Source organism: Streptomyces narbonensis, from assembly GCF_014649015.1.
Taxonomy (GTDB): Bacteria; Actinomycetota; Actinomycetes; order Streptomycetales; family Streptomycetaceae; genus Streptomyces; species Streptomyces narbonensis.
This window is the reverse complement of sequence record NZ_BMSF01000006.1, coordinates 172,210-189,372: the sequence shown is the minus strand read 5'-3', so window position 1 is coordinate 189,372 and position 17,163 is coordinate 172,210. Positions and strand designations below refer to the sequence as shown.

Below are 17,163 nucleotides of genomic sequence, written 5' to 3'. Positions count from 1 at the left end.
GAAGTGTCGGCCGCTGGAGGAACGATCCAGCTGCATGCGAGGGGAAGGAACGGCCACTGACTGTCCACGAGCTCAACGAACTTCTGCTCATCTGCTCGCTGGTGTTGCTGATCGCCGTCGCGGCCGTGCGGATCTCGTCGCGGAGCGGGCTCCCCAGCCTGCTGCTCTACCTCGGGATCGGTGTCGCGATAGGGCAGGACGGCATCGGCAACGTCGCCTTCGACAACGCGGAACTGACGCAGGTCATCGGCTACGCGGCCCTCGTCGTGATCCTCGCCGAGGGCGGCCTCGGCACGAAGTGGAAGGAGATCAAGCCGGCCCTGCCGGCCGCCACCGTCCTCTCCACCGTCGGGGTCGCCGTCAGCGTCGGCATCACGGCCACGGCCGCCCACTACCTCGTCGGCCTGGAATGGCAGCAGGCGCTGATCATCGGCGCCGTCGTCTCCTCCACCGACGCCGCCGCGGTCTTCTCCGTGCTGCGCAAGGTGCCGCTGCCGTCCCGGGTCACCGGTGTCCTGGAGGCCGAGTCCGGCTTCAACGACGCCCCCGTCGTCATCCTCGTCGTCGCCTTCTCCACCGCGGGACCCGTCGACGCCTGGTACGTCCTCGTCGGCACGATCGCCCTGGAGCTCGCGATCGGCGTCGCCGTCGGTCTCGCCGTCGGCTTCCTCGGCGCGTACGGCCTCCGGCACGTCGCCCTGCCCGCCTCCGGCCTCTACCCGATCGCCGTCATGGCCATCGCGGTCGTGGCGTACGCGGCCGGCGCCCTGGCCCACGGATCCGGCTTCCTCGCCGTCTACCTGGCCGCGATGATCCTCGGCAACGCCAAGCTGCCCCACGCGCCCGCCAACCGCGGCTTCGCCGAGGGACTCGGCTGGATCGCCCAGATCGGCATGTTCGTCCTGCTCGGCCTGCTCGTCACCCCGCACGAGCTCGTCCACGACTTCTGGCCCGCCGTCGTCATCGGCCTCGTCCTGACGATGGTCGCGCGGCCGATGGAGGTCCTCGTCAGCCTGGCGCCCTTCCGGATCCCGTGGCAGGAGCAGGCCCTCATGTCCTGGGCCGGCCTGCGCGGAGCCGTCCCCATCATCCTCGCCACCATCCCGATGGTGTCGCAGATCGAGGGCAGCGAGCGGGTCTTCAACATCGTCTTCGTCCTCGTCGTCGTCTACACCCTGGTCCAGGGGCCGACGCTGCCCTGGCTGGCCAGGGCGCTGAAGCTGGGCGACTCGTCCGAGGCCGCCGACCTCGGCGTCGAGTCCGCGCCGCTGGAGCGGCTGCGCGGACACCTGCTCTCCGTCGCCATCCCCGAGGGATCGCGGATGCACGGCGTCGAGGTCGCGGAGCTGCGGCTCCCGGCCGGGGCGGCGGTCACCCTCGTCGTACGCGAGGACAAGAGCTTCGTCCCGGGCCCCGCGACCGTCCTGCGCCGCGGCGACGAGCTGCTCGTCGTCGCGACCGACCCCGTGCGGGACGCCACGGAGCGGCGCCTGCGGGCCGTCGGCCAGGGCGGCAAGCTCGCCGGCTGGCTCGGCACGGGCGGCGGCAAGGAGCTGTCGACGACCACTGGCGGGACGGCGATGCGGTTCCACCTGCCGGGCGGACACTCCGGCGGACAGACCGGGGCAGGGACCGACGGCCAGACCGGTCGGCAGCCGGGCGGACGAACCGGCGGACGAACCGGCGGACAATCAGGCGGACAATCCGGCGGACAATCCGGCGGACGGAAGAAAACTTCCGGTTAATCGCAGGCATTATTTCGGGTGCGGGAGCGTTTTCCCAGGCGGGAAGATGCTCTTCCCTGTACCATGAAGGCACACCTGATCGAACCAACTCTGCCTGACGCAGAGCTGGCGCGACCGTATGGCGGCCGTGGCGCCCCTCCGCAGTGGGGCCGGCCCGGTATCTACCGCAGTAACGCGCATGAGGACAGCTCTCGGCGACACCCGCACCACAGTGCCGGGGGCGCGCTACCAGGCGGCAGAAAGGCCAGGACCGTGGCGTCCACGGTCATCTCGGACAAGCGGCCCGGCTACGGGCAGCTGCTGCGCACTCCCGGTGCGCTGTCCTTCCTGCTCCCCGGCTTCGCCGCCCGGCAGCCCTTCGCGATGCTGACCATCGGCATCGTCCTGCTCGTCCAGCACACCACCGGCTCCTTCGGCAGCGCCGGCGCGGTCGCCGCCGTCACCGGTGTCTCCATGGCGCTCTTCGCGCCGCAGAGCGGCAAGCTCGCCGACCGCTTCGGCCAGCGCGCCGTCCTGCTCCCCGGCGTCCTCGTCCACACCGCGTCCGTCTCCCTGCTGGTCGTGCTCGCCCTGAGCGGCGCCCCGCTGTGGGCGCTGTTCCTGGCCGCCGTGCCCGCCGGCGCGTCCGTGCCCCAGGTCGGACCGATGGTCCGGGCCCGCTGGGCGGCGAAGCTGGACGGCACCCCGCTGATGCCGACGGCCGCGGCCTTCGAGTCCGTGACCGACGAGTTCACCTTCGTCGTCGGACCCGTCCTCGCGACCGCCCTGTGCACCGGCATCCACCCGGCCGCCGGCCTGATCGCCGAGGCCGCCCTCACCCTCGTCGGCGGCCTGTTCTTCGCCGCGCAGCGCGCCACCCAGCCCGCGTACGGGATCTCCGCGGCCGCCGCCTCCGAGCCCCACCGCTCGGCCCTCTCCATCCCCGGCGTCCGCGTCCTGATCGTCGCCTTCCTCGGCATCGGTTCCGTCTTCGGCGGCATGCAGGTCTCCCTGACCGCCTTCACCGAGGAGATCGGCAACCCCGGCGCCAACGGCCTGCTGTACGGGATCTTCGCCGCCGGCAACATGCTCGCGGGCATCGCGATGGGCGCCGTGGCCTGGAAGACCGGGCCCCGCCGCCGCCTGATCCTCGGCTACGCCGGCCTCACGGTCGCGGCCTCCCTGCTGTGGACCGCGCACTCGGTGCTCCTCCTCGGCGCCCTGGGCCTGGTCGTGGGTCTGTGCATCGCCCCCGCCCTGATCACCGGCTACACCATCGTCGAGACCCTGATCCCGGCGTCGGCCCGTACCGAGGCCTTCACCTGGCTCACCGGCGCCGTCGCGCTCGGCCAGGCCGCGGCCGTCACGATCGCCGGCCGCCTCGCCGACTCCCAGGGATCCAGCGCCGGATTCCTGGTCCCGATGGCCGGCACCGTCCTCGCCCTGGGCACGCTCCTCGCCCTCCGGTCGCGGCTGAAGCCGCGCGAGACCAGCCGGGTCGCGGCACGTGGTATCGGTCACCGCGTGCCGGTGGCGGTGGACTGATCCCACGGAATACGTCAGTATGGATCGTCGTTAGCACTCGATGAGTGTGAGTGCCAGGAGGAAGTCAAGTGCCGACCTACCAGTACCAGTGCACCGAGTGCGGCGAAGGCCTCGAGGCGGTGCAGAAGTTCACCGATGACGCGCTGACCGAATGCCCCAGCTGCAAGGGACGCCTGAAGAAGGTGTTCTCGGCCGTCGGCATCGTCTTCAAGGGCTCCGGCTTCTACCGGAACGACAGCCGCGGCTCGTCGTCCAGCAGCTCGCCGGCCTCGTCGAAGTCCTCGACCCCGTCGTCTTCGTCCTCGTCGTCCTCGACGTCGGACGCGAAGCCGGCCGCGTCGAGCTCGACCGCCACCGCGTCGTCCTCGTCTTCGTCGTCGAGCGCCGGGAGCTCGACCTCGGCCGCCTGATCCGGTTCCTCACCGAGGGCCCCGTCGCCGCACGGCGACGGGGCCCTCGGCGTTTCCCCACCCCGCCCGTAGGGTGACCGTCATGGCGACCCATGATGCGTACGCGGACATCGGTGTGATCGGCGGCTCCGGCTTCTACTCCTTCCTGGAGGACGTCACGGAGGTGTCCGTGGACACCCCGTACGGCAGCCCGAGTGACTCCCTCTTCCTCGGCGAGATCGCCGGCCGACGGGTCGCCTTCCTCCCCCGTCACGGCCGCGGCCACACCGTCCCTCCGCACCGGATCAACTACCGCGCCAACCTCTGGGCGCTGCGCTCCGTGGGCGTCCGGCAGGTCCTCGGGCCCTGCGCCGTCGGCGGGCTCCGCGAGGAGTACGGCCCGGGCACCCTCGTCGTGCCGGACCAGCTCGTCGACCGGACGAAGACCCGGGCGCAGACGTACTTCGACGGGGAGCCGCGGGCCGACGGAGCCGTACCGAACGTCGTCCACGTGACCTTCGCCGACCCGTACTGCCCCGACGGGCGCCGGGTCGCGGTCAAGGCCGCCCGGGGGCGGGGCTGGGAGCCGGTGGACGGCGGCACGATGGTCGTGGTCGAAGGGCCCCGCTTCTCCACCCGGGCCGAGTCGCGGTGGCACGCCGCCGCCGGCTGGTCGGTCGTCGGGATGACGGGGCACCCCGAGGCGGTCCTCGCCCGCGAGCTGGGCCTCTGCTACACCTCGCTCGCGCTGGTCACGGACCTGGACGCGGGCGCCGAGACGGGCGAGGGCGTCTCGCACACCGAGGTGATGCGGGTCTTCGGGGAGAACGTGGGACGGCTGCGGGACGTGCTGTTCGACGCGGTGGGCACCCTCCCGGCGACGGCCGACCGGGACTGCCTGTGCACGCACGCGCACGACGGCTGGAAGCTGGGGATCGAGCTGCCGTAGAGGTCCCGCGGGCTGCTCAAACCGCCCTTGCGGGTGAGGGAGTTGTCCACAGTCGGCGGGTGGTCCCCAGGCCGGAGCGGGGATGTGGCGGGGCCGGGAGAGTGGGCGTGGCTCTTCCCCCGATCCCCCGATCTCCCGATCTCCCGACCAGGACAGGCGGTACCCGCGATGACGACGACCGGCACGCCCCCTTCTCCCCTCCTTCCCTCTCCCCTCCTTCCTTCTCCCCTTCTCCCCTCGCCCTCCCTTCCCTCCCTCCCGCCCTTCTCGGCTTCCTCCGTGCCGGGGCCGTGCGTCGTGCCGGACTTCGAGCCGGTACGGGGTCGGGGCCCACGACGCGGGCCGTTCCGGGCGCTGCGGCGGGGGCGGCGGGCGCCGGTCGTGCTGCTCGCGCTGACGGTGGCCGCGCTGACCGTCGCGGGGTCAGGGGCCGGCTCGGGGCCGGGGTCGGACACAGCGCCTTCCGGCGCCACCACCGTGACGCCCCGCGCGCGACCGCCCGCCGCCGTCGCGGTCCGGCTGGTGTCCGCGCCGGTGCGGATCGCCGACGCCGAGACGGTGCGGCTACTGCGCGCCGGCGACCGGGTCGACGTGATCGCCGCACCCAACTCCCCGATGGGCGGCGGCGGTGAGGCCCGCGTGGTCGCGACGGGCGCCCGAGTGGCCGAAGTTCCGCGCTCGGGCGAGACTCGTTCGGACGGAGGGGCACTCGTCGTCCTGTCCGTGCCGCGGTCGACGGCGGCCGCGCTGGCGGGCGCCGGTGTCACGTCCCAACTGGCGGTGACGGTGTGCTGATTCGCACTGACTGCCTGTCAAGTCACCGGTCCGTGTGTACGGATTGGACGCCTCTGCGCCGTTCACGGCGTAATGGCTCCGCACACAGCACACATGACGAGAACGAAAGGCACCTTGGTGGCCGAGAAGAAGGAAAGCTTGCTCGGAGGCTTCAAGGCCTTCCTGATGCGTGGCAACGTGATCGACCTGGCGGTCGCGGTCGTGATCGGCGCCGCGTTCACCAACATCGTGAACTCGGTCGTCAAGGGCATCATCAACCCGGTCGTCGGTGCCTTCGGCACGAAGGACCTGGAGAGCTACTCGTCCTGCATCAAGGGCAGCTGCGCGGTGGTCAACGGCGAGGTGCAGGGCGTCCAGCTCCAGTGGGGCCTGGTCCTCAGCGCGATGCTGAGCTTCCTGATCACCGCGGGCGTCGTCTACTTCCTGATGGTCCTGCCGATGGCCAAGATCCTCGCCAAGCGGGCCGCGCACGACAAGGCGAAGGAAGGCGTCGCGGAGACCATGGAGATCAGCGAGCTGGAGGTGCTCAAGGAGATCCGCGACCACCTCGTGGCCCAGCGCGGGCCCTCCACGGGGACGGGCGCGGGTGCGGGCACCACCGGTTCCGGCACCGGTCCGGGCACCGGTTCGAGCACCGGCGGTGGCACGGGGACGCACCCCACCTCCTGACCGGCGGAGCGCGCCGGGATCAGAGGTGGTGCGGCGGCTTCTCGTCGAGGAAGCGCGCGAGATCGGCGGCGCTGTCGCCGCCCTGAGGCCGCTCTCCCCACCCGCGGTCCGTGTCGTCCGCGGACTGCTGGTCCAGCGGATCGTCGAAGACGAGTACCGGCTTCGGTGCGTTCTCGGAATGGGGTCGGGAGCCGGGTCGCTTCGCGTCTCGCGGTCCGTGGGCGGGGGCGGTGCTCATACCTTCAGGGTACGCCGCTCCCCCCGCCCCGTACCCCTCCTCTTACCGCTCCTCACCGCTCCTCTTACCGCTCCTCCTACCGCTCTGATCAGCGGAGGTCGGCTCAGCGGTCCTTCGGGTCGACGAGCCAGATGCCGAGCACGACCAGGAACGACAGGACGAGGAAGCCGGCACCCCACCAGGCGGTGCCGGTGTCGCCCGCCATCCACTCGTCCACCACGATCGTCAGCCCCCAGAGCTGGCCGATGACGACCGTGAGCGCCAGCGTGAGACGGGCGGACAGCTTCGAGGAGCGCTCCGGCTCCTGCTCCGTACCGGCTCCGGGGCCCGGTCCGGTGTGCCGGATCCGGGGGTCGCCGTAGCCGCTGGTGGGCCGGATCTGCGGGTAGCGCTCGTGCACCGGCCGGTTCAGGCGCGGCTGGGCGCTGCCGGGGGTGTACGCGGGCGGCCTGGGCGGCTCCGGCGCCGCCCCCGCTGCCTCCGGCGCCCCGGGGTCCCTCGGGAACGGGGTCTCGCTCATGTCCGCTCACTCCTCTCGGCCGTCTTCGGGGCCGGGCCGGCCGGGCCTCCCGCGCCGAAGCCGGGGCAGCCGGGGCGGTCGTCGCCGTTCTGGCGGCAGAAGCCCTCGACGAGGCTCTCGCCCGAGCGGGCCGTACCGATCGCCCAGACGCTGCCGTCGACCTGCTCGATGAGGATCACCTTCGGCAGCCCCCTCGGCGGCGGGCCGGCGGTGACCTCTCCCGTGCGGGCGTCGAAGATCCCCTCGTGGCAGGGGCAGTACAGCTCTCCTTCGCTCCCCCGCTCCTTGCGCCACAGCACGGCGCAGGCGAGGTGGGTGCAGACGGCGGAGTAGCCGGCGAGGGTGCCGTCGTCCATGCGGACGGCGATGGCCCGGTCCTCGTCGCCCGGGTAGCGGAAGGCGAGCGACTCCCCCGGTTCGATCCGGTCGGCGACCTTCTTGGGCTCGGGGGCGCCTTCGCTGTCGCCGTGTCGGTGCAGGATGCCGGAGGCGACGGCGACGCCGCCGACGGCCAGGCCGCCGGAGACGGTGGCGACGATCCGCAGGTAGTCGCGTCGGGTGGTGAGGGAGTCGGCGGCGATCCGGTCGCGCAGCGCCTCCTGCGCCGCGTCGGCACGGGGGTCCGGCGCGGGTGGCTGGGGGTCGGTGACGCTCATCGGACGTCCCTTCCGTTGATCTCGACGACGGGCAGGCCGCCCGGCACCGGCCACTGGACCTTGTCGGCGGGGACCACCATGGCGACGCCGGTGGTGACGGTGGTCGTGCCGAAGGTGAAGGAGTCGGCGACCTGTACGCCGGGGCGTTCGGCCTGGAGCTCTTCGAGGGTTCCGTAGAAGAGGGCGCCGGTGGGGCAGACGGTGGCGCACATGGGGGCGAGGCCGTAGGCGGTGCGGTCGTAGCAGAGGTTGCACTTCATCTGGAGCTTCGCCTGGAGGTCGATCTTGGGGACGCCGAAGGGGCAGGCGTTGACGCAGTTGGCACAGCCGATGCAGCGGGTGGTGTCGGCCTGCTGTACGACGCCGTCGGCGGTGACGAGGATCGCGTCGGCGGGGCAGACCTCGGCGCAGGGGGCGACGGGGTCCTCGCAGTGCATGCAGACGGTGGGGAGGGAGGCGACGGAGTGGCCCTCGTCGGGGTAGTCGAGGTGGATCATCGACTTGCCGCGGTGGGAGTCGCATTCGCGGCAGGCGGAGACGCAGGCCTGGCAGCCGATGCAGCGGCCCGGGTCGATGAAGATCGTGCGGCCCATCATGTGCGGGTCAGCTCCTCTCCGCGGTGCCGCGGCCCTGGGGGGAGGTCGGGGGCAGCGGGTCGAGCCGGGAGACCTGGGTCTCCGGGTAGGCCTGGTGCCCGGGGGCGGTGGGCGGTGCGGGGACCTCGTCGACGCGTTCCGCGGCCTCGATGCGGGCGGCGCAGACCTTGTACTCCGGGATCTTGGAGCGTGGGTCGAGGGCGTCGATGGTGAGGGCGTTGGCCGCGGTGGGGACGGGCCAGTGGTAGGGGACGAAGACGGTGTCCGGGCGGATGGCCTCGGTGACGAGGGCGGGGAAGACCTCGCTGCCGCGGCGGGTGACGACCCGGACGGGGTCGCCGTTGCGGAAGCCGTGGGAGGGGTGGACCTCGACCCAGGGGCGGGGGGTCTGTTCGACGAGGGCGCCGAGCCGGCGGGTCTGGTTCCCGGAGAGGAAGTGGGCGACGGTCCGGCCGGTGGTGAGCGAGAGGGGGTACTCCTCGCTGTACGGGTCCATGGGCGGGTGCCACTCGACGACCTGCATGTGGATGGTGCCGTCGGCGTGGTAGGTCCTCCCGTCCTCGAAGAGGCGGGGGGTGCCGGGGTGCTCCGTGGTGGGGCAGGGCCAGGCGATGCCGCCGGTCTCCTCCAGGCGTTCGTAGGTGATGCCGTAGTAGTCGTTGACCGTGCCGGCGGAGGCGATGCGGAGCTCCTCGAAGACGGAGCGGGAGTCCGGGAAGTCGAACTTGTCGCCCGCGCCGAGCCGTCGGGCGAGCTCGCACATGACCCAGGTGTCGGTGCGGACCCCGGCGGGGGGTTCCTGGGCCTTGTTGTGCTTGACGACCCGGGCCTCGGCGTTGGCCATGACGCCTTCGTCCTCGGCCCAGACGGTGACGGGGAAGACGACGTGGGCGTTGGCGGCGGTCTCGGAGAGGAAGAAGTCGAACTGGGCGTGGAACTCGAGGGTGTCGTAGCCGTCCTTGACGGTGGCGTAGTTCGGGAGGGAGACGAAGGGGTTGTTGCAGATGCCGACGAGACCGCGGATCTCCTGGCGTTGCATCTGCCAGACCATCTCCATCATGGAGGTTCCGGCGAGCGGGAGTTCGGCCTCGTCGATACCCCAGATCTCGCAGATCTGGCGGCGGTGCTCGGGGTTGGCGATGGAGCGGCCGCCGGGCAGCAGGTCGGACTTCTGGCCGTGCTCGCGGCCGCCCTGGCCGTTGCCCTGGCCGGTGATGGTGCCGTAGCCGGCGCCGGGCTTGCCGATGTTCCCGGTGGCGACGCAGAGGTTGATGATCGAGAGGCAGTTCTCGACGCCCTGGGAGTGGTGCTCGACCCCCCGGGCGTGCCAGGCCATGGCCTTGCCGGCGCCGGCGAACATGCGGGCGACCTGGACGATCTGCTCCTCGGGGACGCCGCAGATCGTGGCGGCGCGGGAGGGCGGGTAGTCGGCGACCGTCTTCCTGACCTCGGCCCAGCCGGTGGTGTGGGCGGCGAGGTAGGCCTCGTCGGTGAGGCCCTCGGCGACGACGACGTGGAGGACGGCGTTGAAGAAGGCGGAGTCCGTGCCGGGCTTGAGTGCGACGTGGACGTCGGCGGTGCGGGCGATGGCCGTCTCGCGGGGGTCGACGACGATGAGGGTGGCGCCCCGGTCGCGGGCTCCCCACAGGTACTGGGTCATGACCGGGAAGCACTCGCCGACGTTGGAGCCGGCGATGAGGAGGCAGTCGGTGAGGAGGATGTCGGAGAAGGGGTTGCCGGCGCGGTCGATGCCGAAGGCGAGCTTGTTGGCTCCGGCGGCGGAGACCATGCAGAGGCGGCCGTTGTAGTCGACGTGCTTGGTCTTGAGGGCGACGCGGGCGAACTTGCCGACGAGGTAGGTCTTCTCGGAGTAGAGGCTGGCGCCGCCGAGGAGCCCGAAGGCGTCGTTGCCGTACTCGGCCTGGATGCGGCGGATCTCGGCGACGGTGTGGTCGAGGGCCTCGTCCCAGCTGACCTCGCGGAACTCCTCGTCGCGGTTCCTGCGCATGAGGGGTGCGGTGAGCCGGTCGGGGTGGTTGACCTGCTGGTAGGCGTTGATGCCCTTGGGGCAGAGCCGCATGCGGTTGATGTCGTGGTTGCGGGGCTCGACGCCGAAGACCTTGCCGCCACGGTCGACGCGGAGGTACATGCCGCACTGGACGCCGCAGAAGCAGCAGTGGGTGGGGACGAGGGTCTCGCCGTTCTGGTCGGCGTGCCAGCGGTCGGCCGGGATGCCGCCGGCGTCGCGGAAGCCGCGGGTGCCGGGCGGGGCGAGGGAGGGGTCGAGCGGCACCGGCTGCCCGGAGGTGGTCGCGGGGTCGGTCGCGGTCACTTGAAACCCTTCTTGACGTGGTCGAGGTAGGCGTTGCCGCGGAGGACGCGCTTGCAGCGGGGGCAGTACCGCGCCCACTCGTCGAAGCCCAGGTCGAGGTCGCGCATGGTGCCCTGGAGGTTCTCGACGTAGGGGGCGGTGTCGATGGGCTCCTGGCAGCGGCGGCAGGCGAGGACGGACTCGTCCTCGCGGCGGGAGGTGTACTTGAAGAGCTGCATGCCGACGGCCGCGGGCCGCTGGACGATGTGGAAGAACTTCCCGAAGGGGATGTAGATGAGGGTGAAGACCACGGACACCATGTGGAGGACGGCGAGGAACTCGTAGCCGCCGCCGTGCAGGAAGATCGACGAGAAGGTCAGCAGGAGCCCCGTCACCGAGATGACGACCAGGCAGATGAGCGGCATCAGGTCGTAGGCGAAGCGCTGGCCGGTGATGGCGCCGCGGTCCTTCATGCGGCGCCAGAGGAAGTAGGAGGCGCCGGCGATGACGAGGACGGCCGCGATGTCGAGGCCGTGGAACATGAGCCAGCCGAGGACGCTGAGCGCGTCGAAGCCGATGACCTTGAAGCCCCAGATCCGCATCTCGTAGCCGGGCCCGGATCCGGTGGAGGAGGTGAAGGTGAACCAGCCCCAGGTGAGGGGGAAGGTGATCGCGGCGGCCAGCAGACAGCCCCAGAAGACGAGCTGATGGGCGGCCCAGCGGGCGTGCGAGCGGGCGCCGAGGAACTTCTGGAAGCCGAGGTAGGTGGCGATCATCTTCGGCAGCGCGGTGGGCGCCCTGCGGAAGTTCGCGACGGAGAAGAAGGAGCCCCAGCCCTTGCGGAAGAGGCGGCGGGCGCCGGGGGCGGAGACCCAGACGGTGTACCGGTAGGCGACGCCGAAGGCGAGGAAGACCGTGGCGACGGCGTACGGCAGGAGGGCCGAGTCGAAGTCGCGGAGCAGCCGGCTGCCGAACACGATCGCGAGGATCAGGAGCACGGAGACGACGGTGCCCGCGACGGCCGCGCGGCGGCGCACGGTGGCGGGGCTCTGTGGCGGGGCCCCGGCGACCGGGGGCTCTGCCGTGGTGGGACCGCCCGTGGCAAGGGCGCTGGCGGCCGGATCGTCCGGCCCGGGCGTCGGCTCGACTGTCTGTGGTGGCTCGGTCACGCCGCCACGGTAAGGCCATACGGGCCCTTTCTCCTGTTTTGTGTGGTTACGGAGTGAGGGCGTCGCTCAGACGGCGTGCAGGCCGTGGGAGAGGAAGACCTCGCGGGCCGCGGCGACCTGCTCGGGCGTCGGGGAGGGGGTGTCGTGCAGGGTGAACGGCTTGGCGAGTGCTTGCCACTTGGCTTCGCCGAGCTTGTGGAAGGGGAGGATGTCCACGCGGGTGACGTTGCCGAGACCGGCGGCGAAGGCGGCGACTCCCTCGACGTCGGCGGGGTCGTCGGTGAGCCCCGGGACGAGCACGAACCGGACGTGGACCTCCTGGCCGAGGTCGGCGAGGCGTCGGGCGAAGTCCAGGGTCGGCCGCAGCGGGCGGCCGGTGACCTTCTGATAGGTGTCCGGGTCCGAGGACTTGATGTCGAGCAGGACCAGGTCGGTGTCGCGGAGCAGGGCGTCGGTGGCGCGGACGCCGAGGAAGCCCGAGGTGTCGAGGGCCGTGTGGAGGCCGAGCTCGTGCTTCATCCGGTGCAGCAGCTCACCGGTGAAGACGGGCTGGAGGAGCGGTTCGCCTCCGGAGACGGTGGCGCCGCCGCCGGAGGCGGAGATGAAGCGGACGTACTTGGCCGCCTCGGCGATCACGTCGTCGGCGGAGGTGCGCTTGCCGCTGCGCATCCTCCAGGTGTCGGGGTTGTGGCATTGAAGTGCTCGCCCGGCTGGAGCCGAGAGATTCCCGCTTACCTTGCGGTAGCGGGCTTGACGCGCTTGACGCGCCTGACGACTGCCCTCCCGGCAGCCGGGATGAGCGCGAGGCCCATCCGGTACAGGTGCAAGACGTTCCGGGCCGCGTTGTGGTCGGCGTTGCCCGACCAGCCGCATTCCGGGTTCTTGCACACGAACACGGCCTGGGACTCCCGGCTGCCGGGCGTGGTGCGGCCGCAGGCGGAGCAGCGCCGGGACGTGCCGGGGGCGGGAACCTTGTGCAGGGTGCCGCCGTGCCGGGCGGTCTTGTACGTCAGCATGGTGACCGTCCGGCCCCATGCCTCCCCGCTGATGGAGCGGTTCAGCCCGGATTTCTGGGCGACGTTCTTCCCTGGTGCTTCGGTGGTTCCCTTGGCGGACTTGACCATGCTCGTGATGGTGAGTGCTTCGACCACGACGGTGCCGTAGGTGCGGGCGATGTGGGTGGTCGTCTTGTGCTGCCAGTCCAGGGCCCTCCGCGTCCAGGCACTGGAGGTCAAGCCCGAGCCTCACCAGGGGCCGGAGGTCGGCATCGACGTGGGCGTCACCGTGCCCCTCGCCCTCTCGGACGGTGGAACGTACTACCCGCCCAAAGTCCAGCTCTCCAAGCTGGTCAACTCTCTCAAGGGTGTCAGCTCCCGCAGGCCGGGAGTACGACACCCACGTCCGCCGGTACCTGTGGGGCGGCCACTTCTGTTCCGGCTCCTACTTCGCAGGATCATGCGGCGGGGCAGCCCTTACCGCATCAGGCAGTACGTCGAAAACCAGCAGCGTCCCGTCTGGTCACCACCCCGGAACACAGAGCGCTCCGGCGTTCCGGGCCTCCGGGCCTCCGGGCCTCCGGGCCTCCGGGCCTCCGGGCCTCCGGGCCTCCGGGTCTCCGGGTCTCCGGGTCTCCGGGCCTCCGGGCCTCCGGGTCAAGGATGGCCTTCACCCCCGCCCCGATAGGCGGAGCACAGGCCAAGATCAGAGGTAGAGCGCGACACGGCGGTAGTCGCCGATGATGCGGCCGCGGCCGTAGGCGTCGGGGAGTCCGGGGACGATGCCGGCCTTGCGGGCGGCGCGGATCTCGGGGGTGTACGCGTCGAAGACACCGGCGTTGTGGGTCTTGCGGTACTGGGTGAAGACCTTCTCGAGGGTCCGGGGAGACCGGGTAGCCGTAGGTCTCCAGGGCGCCGGCGACCATCCGCCAGCCGCCGTTCGGCATGATCGCGCGCTTCAGCGGGGCGTCGGTCTGGAGGCCGACGATCAGGTCCTTGTCGCGGTCGATGTAGCCGGGGGCATGGGACGTGATGGTGGAGGGGACGTCGTACGAGACGTCGTGGACGCCCTTGGCGCGCTCCTCGGGGAACTCGTCCGTGACGGCCTTCCACACGGCGGTGGTCCGCTCGGTGGGGCCGGCGAGGAAGGAGCCGTCGCCCTCGTACGGGGTGTAGTTCTGCTGGATGAAGTCGCGGACGTCGACGGCGTCGCGCCAGAGTCCGCCCTTGAAGCCCTTCCAGGCCCGCTCGGTCACCGTTGCCTCAGCAGGGGTCGCAGTCACTGCCCGCACCGCCTTCTTCGATTCATTCGATCGCGTCGTTGCTCACCTCCATTTCACTCCTTTTGATCGATCATTCGTGGCGGCATTGGTCACCGCTCGACGGGCTTTGGTCCTGTCCCCGGAATGCCGGAAGGCCCCGCCGTGGCGGGACCTTCCGGGAGGGGACGGGGCGGGATGCTCAGCTGGGTGCCTCGGCGCTCCTGCGGGCGTAGAACCACCAGGTCACGACCATGCAGCTGACGTAGAAGGCGACGAATCCCCACATCGCGCTGGTCACGGCCACCGAGGCGAAGAGGGCCGGGATGAAGAAGAATCCATAGGCGGCGACGGCCGAGGTGAATCCGGTGACGGCACCCGACTCCATTTCCGCCTGCTTCAGCGCCTTCGTGTATTCCGGCGTGCCTTCCGTGAGGCCCTTGAGGTGGGTGCTGCGGAAGATGACCGGGATCTGGCGGAAGGTCGAGCCGTTGCCGATTCCGGAGAAGAAGAACGCGGCGAGGAAGCAGAAGAAGAAGCCGTAGAAGGATCCGCCGTCACTGCCCGAGGGGAGGAATTCGATCACCCCGACGATGGAGACGGCCATGCCCACGAAGGACAGGATCGTGACTCGCGCCCCGCCCCACTTGTCGGCGATCCAGCCGCCGCCCCAGCGGGCGAGCGCGCCGACGGCCGGGCCCATCCAGGCGTAGGTGGCGACGGAGTAGTCCGGGAACGTGGTCTTGATCAGCATCGGCAGGGCGGCGGCGAAGCCGATGAAGGAGCCGAAGGTGCCGACGTACAGCCAGGTCATCAGCCAGTTGTGCTTGCGCTTGAAGATGATCTTCTGCCGGCTGAAGGGTGTCGAGGCCACCTTGAGGTCGTTCTGCCCGAACCAGGCGACGGCCGCCAGGATCAGCAGGACCGGGACCCAGAGGAAGGCGGCGTTCTGCAGGTGGACCGGGGTGCCGTCGGCCTTGTGCTGGGCCGAGCCGATCGCGATGGTCGACCAGGTGATGACGATCGGCGTCAGGAGCTGGACGACGGAGACGCCGAGGTTGCCGAGGCCGCCGTTGATGCCGGTCGCGCTGCCCTTCTTCGCCTTGGGGAAGAAGAAGCCGATGTTGGCGAGGGAGGAGGCGAAGTTCGCGCCGCCGATACCGCAGAGGGCGGCGATGGCGACCATCACTCCGTACGGGGTCGTCGGGTCCTGGATGGCGATGCCGAGCCAGATCAGCGGCACGATCAGGACGACCGTCGACAGCGCGGTGAAGCGGCGCTGGCCGACCATCGGCCCGAGGAAGGTGTAGAGGATCCGGGCCGTGCCGCCGGTCAGACCGGGGATGGCCGTCAGCCAGAACAGCTGCGAGGTGGAGTAGCCGAAGCCGACGTCCTTGAGGTTGGTCGCGGTGACCGACCAGACCTGCCAGACGACGAAGGCCACGAGCAGCGCGGGAACCGCGATCCAGAGGTTGCGGGCGGCGACCTTCCTGCCGATCGACTTCCAGAAGAGCTCGTTCTCGGGCTCCCAGTCGGTGATCGGCTTCCCCGGGCGGTACTGCTCCGTGTCGTACGACGGAGCCGGCCCGCCCGCCCTTCTGCTGCCCTGGTCCTGGTCCCGGGGCTGGTCCTGGTCCTGGGGATGGGGATGGGGATGGGACTGGGACTGGACTACGGAACTCATGGCGCTTCCCTGCCTTTTCGCCTGATCGGCTTTCGCAGAATCTCCTTGCGAATTCCCTTGCCCTTCCAGGCTGCGGCCCGGCGCAAGAGCAGGTGAGTGCCGATGGTCGCCGGACGGACGGGCCTAGGTCGGCGCTTCCGGCGGGCCTAGGTCCCGTCAGCGGAGGGCCGGAGGAACCGGGAGCACCGGGAGCACCGGGAGGGCAGCCGGCGGTCCGGCCGACGCCGTCGTCGTCGCCGGGGCCGGGGCCGGGGCCGGGGCCGGCTCCTGCCGGCCCGGGCCGCCTGACGGAGCGCCATGCCCGTACGGCGGTGACGGATCCGCCGTCCCCGTCACCACGACCGGGGCGGACGGCAGGGCTCCGCGAGCGCCCCGCCGCGCTGTGCTGTTCTGGAACGCATGACACAACCGTTCCTCCCGCTCACCGCCCGCTCCCGCGAGGAGTCGCACCGGGCCGCCACCCCCCTGGAGCTCTTCTTCGACCTGTGCTTCGTCGTCGCCGTCGCGCAGGCCGGCGCGGAGCTCGTGCACGCGGTCGCCGAGAACCACACCGGCGAGGGGATCCTCAACTACGCGATGATCTTCTTCGCCATCTGGTGGGCGTGGATGAACTTCACCTGGTTCGCCTCGGCCTACGACAACGACGACGTCCTCTACCGCGTCGTCACGCTCGTCCAGATCGCCGGCGTCCTCGTCCTCGCCGCCGGCGTCTCGCGGGCCTTCCAGGACCACGACTTCCTCGTCGTCTACATCGGCTACGCGGTCATGCGGCTCGCGCTCGCCTTCCAGTGGCTGCGCGCCGCCCACCACGCCACGGACCCCGCCGAGCGGACGATGTGCCGGCGGTACGCGGGCGGGGTCGTCGCCGTACAGATCGGCTGGCTCGCGCTCGTCCTCGCTCCCGAGCCCGCCCGGGGCTGGATCTTCCTCGTCATGGTCCTGGCGGAGCTGTCCGTGCCCGTGTACGCGGAGAAGGCCGCGCCCAGCACCTGGCACCCGCACCACATCGCGGAGCGGTACGGCCTCTTCACCATCATCGTGCTCGGTGAGACCGTCGCCGCCGCGACAGTCGCCGTGAAGTCCGGCATCGCCGAGAACGACGCTCTCGGCGAGCTCCTGCCGATCGCCATCGGCGGCCTGCTCCTCGTCTTCGCCGCCTGGTGGATCTACTTCGTCGTGCCCGCCCACAGCCGGCTGACCTCCAGCCGCCAGGGCTTCCTGTGGGGCTACGGCCACTACGTCATCTTCGCCTCGGCCGCCGCCGTCGGCGCGGGCCTGGAGATCGCCGTCGAACAGTCCGTGGGCGAGGCCCACATCTCCACGACCGCCGCGTCCGCCGCCGTGACGATCCCGTCGGCCGTCTTCCTGATCTCCGTCTGGCTGCTGCACGCCCGCTACTTCAAGGTCGGCATCGCGCAGCAGCTCGTGCTGCCCGTGTCTTCGCTGGCGATCCTGCTGTGTACGTTCGCGGGCCGCTGGGCGGTCCTCGCCGCGGGTCTCGTCGCGGCGGCCACGGTCGCGACCGGCGTGACCCTGACCGCCCGGAACCCGGCCTCCCGGGAAACGCCCACCTGAGGCCGGGGCAGAAGGGCCGGAGAGGGTTCAGGGCTGAGGCCTGAGCTCTGAGGCCTGAGTTCTGAGGCCTGAGTTCTGAGGCCTGAAGC

15 protein-coding genes and 3 pseudogenes are annotated in these 17,163 nt (G+C 71.0%); 8 read left to right on the top strand and 10 right to left on the bottom strand.

Annotated features, from left to right (window positions below):
- The first annotated feature begins 101 nt into the window (after positions 1 to 101).
- From IE124_RS13545 to mscL, 6 genes are all read left to right on the top strand, one after another.
- Positions 102 to 1,745 carry a potassium/proton antiporter gene (locus IE124_RS13545; protein WP_370468762.1) on the top strand — a complete coding sequence of 548 codons (1,644 nt, stop codon included), beginning with the start codon at positions 102 to 104 and terminating at the stop codon, positions 1,743 to 1,745.
- Between the two features lie 252 nt (positions 1,746 to 1,997).
- Positions 1,998 to 3,269, top strand: a complete 1,272-nt coding sequence (locus IE124_RS13540; protein ID WP_189507968.1) for an MFS transporter — start codon at positions 1,998 to 2,000, stop codon at positions 3,267 to 3,269.
- Positions 3,270 to 3,337: 68 nt separating this feature from the next.
- Entirely contained in the window at positions 3,338 to 3,679 is a 342-nt protein-coding gene (locus IE124_RS13535; RefSeq protein WP_189507967.1) for an FmdB family zinc ribbon protein, read from the top strand.
- Positions 3,680 to 3,761: 82 nt separating this feature from the next.
- Entirely contained in the window at positions 3,762 to 4,607 is an 846-nt protein-coding gene (locus tag IE124_RS13530; RefSeq protein WP_189507966.1) for an S-methyl-5'-thioadenosine phosphorylase, read from the top strand.
- A gap of 381 nt (positions 4,608 to 4,988) precedes the next feature.
- Positions 4,989 to 5,402, top strand: a complete 414-nt coding sequence (locus tag IE124_RS34855) for a hypothetical protein (protein WP_306432401.1) — start codon at positions 4,989 to 4,991, stop codon at positions 5,400 to 5,402.
- 93 nt (positions 5,403 to 5,495) lie between these two features.
- Positions 5,496 to 6,071: a large conductance mechanosensitive channel protein MscL gene (gene mscL, locus IE124_RS13520; protein ID WP_229832428.1), complete on the top strand. Its 576-nt coding sequence runs from the start codon at positions 5,496 to 5,498 to the stop codon at positions 6,069 to 6,071.
- Positions 6,072 to 6,090: 19 nt separating this feature from the next.
- On the opposite strand, the gene IE124_RS13515 is transcribed toward mscL, so the two are convergent.
- The 8 genes and pseudogenes from IE124_RS13515 to IE124_RS13480 all read right to left on the bottom strand — a co-directional run bounded on the left by IE124_RS13515 (position 6,091) and on the right by IE124_RS13480 (position 12,796).
- A complete protein-coding gene (locus tag IE124_RS13515; RefSeq protein WP_189507965.1) occupies positions 6,091 to 6,309 on the bottom strand; it encodes a hypothetical protein in 219 nt (72 codons plus the stop codon).
- 103 nt (positions 6,310 to 6,412) lie between these two features.
- A complete protein-coding gene (locus tag IE124_RS13510) occupies positions 6,413 to 6,829 on the bottom strand; it encodes a DUF6755 family protein (RefSeq protein ID WP_189507964.1) in 417 nt (138 codons plus the stop codon).
- Positions 6,826 to 7,485 (bottom strand): QcrA and Rieske domain-containing protein, encoded by a 660-nt coding sequence (locus IE124_RS13505; protein WP_189507963.1) that lies wholly within the window; start codon positions 7,483 to 7,485, stop codon positions 6,826 to 6,828. Before IE124_RS13505 ends, IE124_RS13510 begins: the two co-directional genes overlap by 4 nt.
- Entirely contained in the window at positions 7,482 to 8,081 is a 600-nt protein-coding gene (locus IE124_RS13500; RefSeq protein WP_055642974.1) for a 4Fe-4S dicluster domain-containing protein, read from the bottom strand. Before IE124_RS13500 ends, IE124_RS13505 begins: the two co-directional genes overlap by 4 nt.
- A gap of 7 nt (positions 8,082 to 8,088) precedes the next feature.
- The gene (locus IE124_RS13495; RefSeq protein WP_189507962.1) at positions 8,089 to 10,413 is read right to left on the bottom strand and encodes a molybdopterin oxidoreductase family protein; all 2,325 of its coding nucleotides are present in this window, start codon (positions 10,411 to 10,413) and stop codon (positions 8,089 to 8,091) included.
- Positions 10,410 to 11,561 (bottom strand): MFS transporter, encoded by a 1,152-nt coding sequence (locus IE124_RS13490; protein ID WP_189507961.1) that lies wholly within the window; start codon positions 11,559 to 11,561, stop codon positions 10,410 to 10,412. The genes IE124_RS13495 and IE124_RS13490 overlap by 4 nt, the downstream gene beginning before the upstream one ends.
- 66 nt (positions 11,562 to 11,627) lie before the next feature.
- A pseudogene (pflA, locus tag IE124_RS13485) lies at positions 11,628 to 12,260 on the bottom strand (pyruvate formate-lyase-activating protein); the annotation flags it as partial.
- A gap of 32 nt (positions 12,261 to 12,292) precedes the next feature.
- Entirely contained in the window at positions 12,293 to 12,796 is a 504-nt protein-coding gene (locus IE124_RS13480) for an RNA-guided endonuclease InsQ/TnpB family protein (protein ID WP_502266931.1), read from the bottom strand.
- A 79-nt stretch (positions 12,797 to 12,875) separates the two neighbouring features.
- On the opposite strand from IE124_RS13480, the pseudogene tnpA reads away from it, so the two are divergent.
- Positions 12,876 to 13,076, top strand: a pseudogene (gene tnpA, locus IE124_RS34850) (IS200/IS605 family transposase); the annotation flags it as partial.
- A gap of 192 nt (positions 13,077 to 13,268) precedes the next feature.
- Here tnpA and IE124_RS13475 read toward each other — a convergent pair.
- Together IE124_RS13475 and IE124_RS13470 are read right to left on the bottom strand one after the other, a co-directional pair.
- Positions 13,269 to 13,839: pseudogene (locus IE124_RS13475) on the bottom strand (pyruvate formate lyase family protein); the annotation flags it as partial.
- Between the two features lie 178 nt (positions 13,840 to 14,017).
- Complete coding sequence (locus IE124_RS13470) at positions 14,018 to 15,499, bottom strand: MFS transporter (protein WP_229832427.1); 1,482 nt, start codon at positions 15,497 to 15,499, stop codon at positions 14,018 to 14,020.
- Positions 15,500 to 15,898: 399 nt separating this feature from the next.
- Here IE124_RS13470 and IE124_RS13465 point away from each other — a divergent pair, with 399 nt between their 5' ends.
- Positions 15,899 to 17,074, top strand: coding sequence for a low temperature requirement protein A (locus IE124_RS13465; RefSeq protein ID WP_189507960.1), 1,176 nt, complete (start codon positions 15,899 to 15,901; stop codon positions 17,072 to 17,074).
- Positions 17,075 to 17,163: the final 89 nt, after the last annotated feature.

Coding starts and splice junctions, on each gene's coding strand:
- IE124_RS13530 (WP_189507966.1), top strand. CDS start 3,762: ATGGCGACCCATGATGCGTACGCGGACATCGGTGTGATCGGCGGCTCC.
- mscL (WP_229832428.1), top strand. CDS start 5,496: ATGACGAGAACGAAAGGCACCTTGGTGGCCGAGAAGAAGGAAAGCTTG.
- IE124_RS13515 (WP_189507965.1), bottom strand. CDS start 6,309: ATGAGCACCGCCCCCGCCCACGGACCGCGAGACGCGAAGCGACCCGGC.
- IE124_RS13510 (WP_189507964.1), bottom strand. CDS start 6,829: ATGAGCGAGACCCCGTTCCCGAGGGACCCCGGGGCGCCGGAGGCAGCG.
- IE124_RS13505 (WP_189507963.1), bottom strand. CDS start 7,485: ATGAGCGTCACCGACCCCCAGCCACCCGCGCCGGACCCCCGTGCCGAC.
- IE124_RS13500 (WP_055642974.1), bottom strand. CDS start 8,081: ATGATGGGCCGCACGATCTTCATCGACCCGGGCCGCTGCATCGGCTGC.
- IE124_RS13470 (WP_229832427.1), bottom strand. CDS start 15,499: ATGAGTTCCGTAGTCCAGTCCCAGTCCCATCCCCATCCCCATCCCCAG.
- IE124_RS13465 (WP_189507960.1), top strand. CDS start 15,899: ATGACACAACCGTTCCTCCCGCTCACCGCCCGCTCCCGCGAGGAGTCG.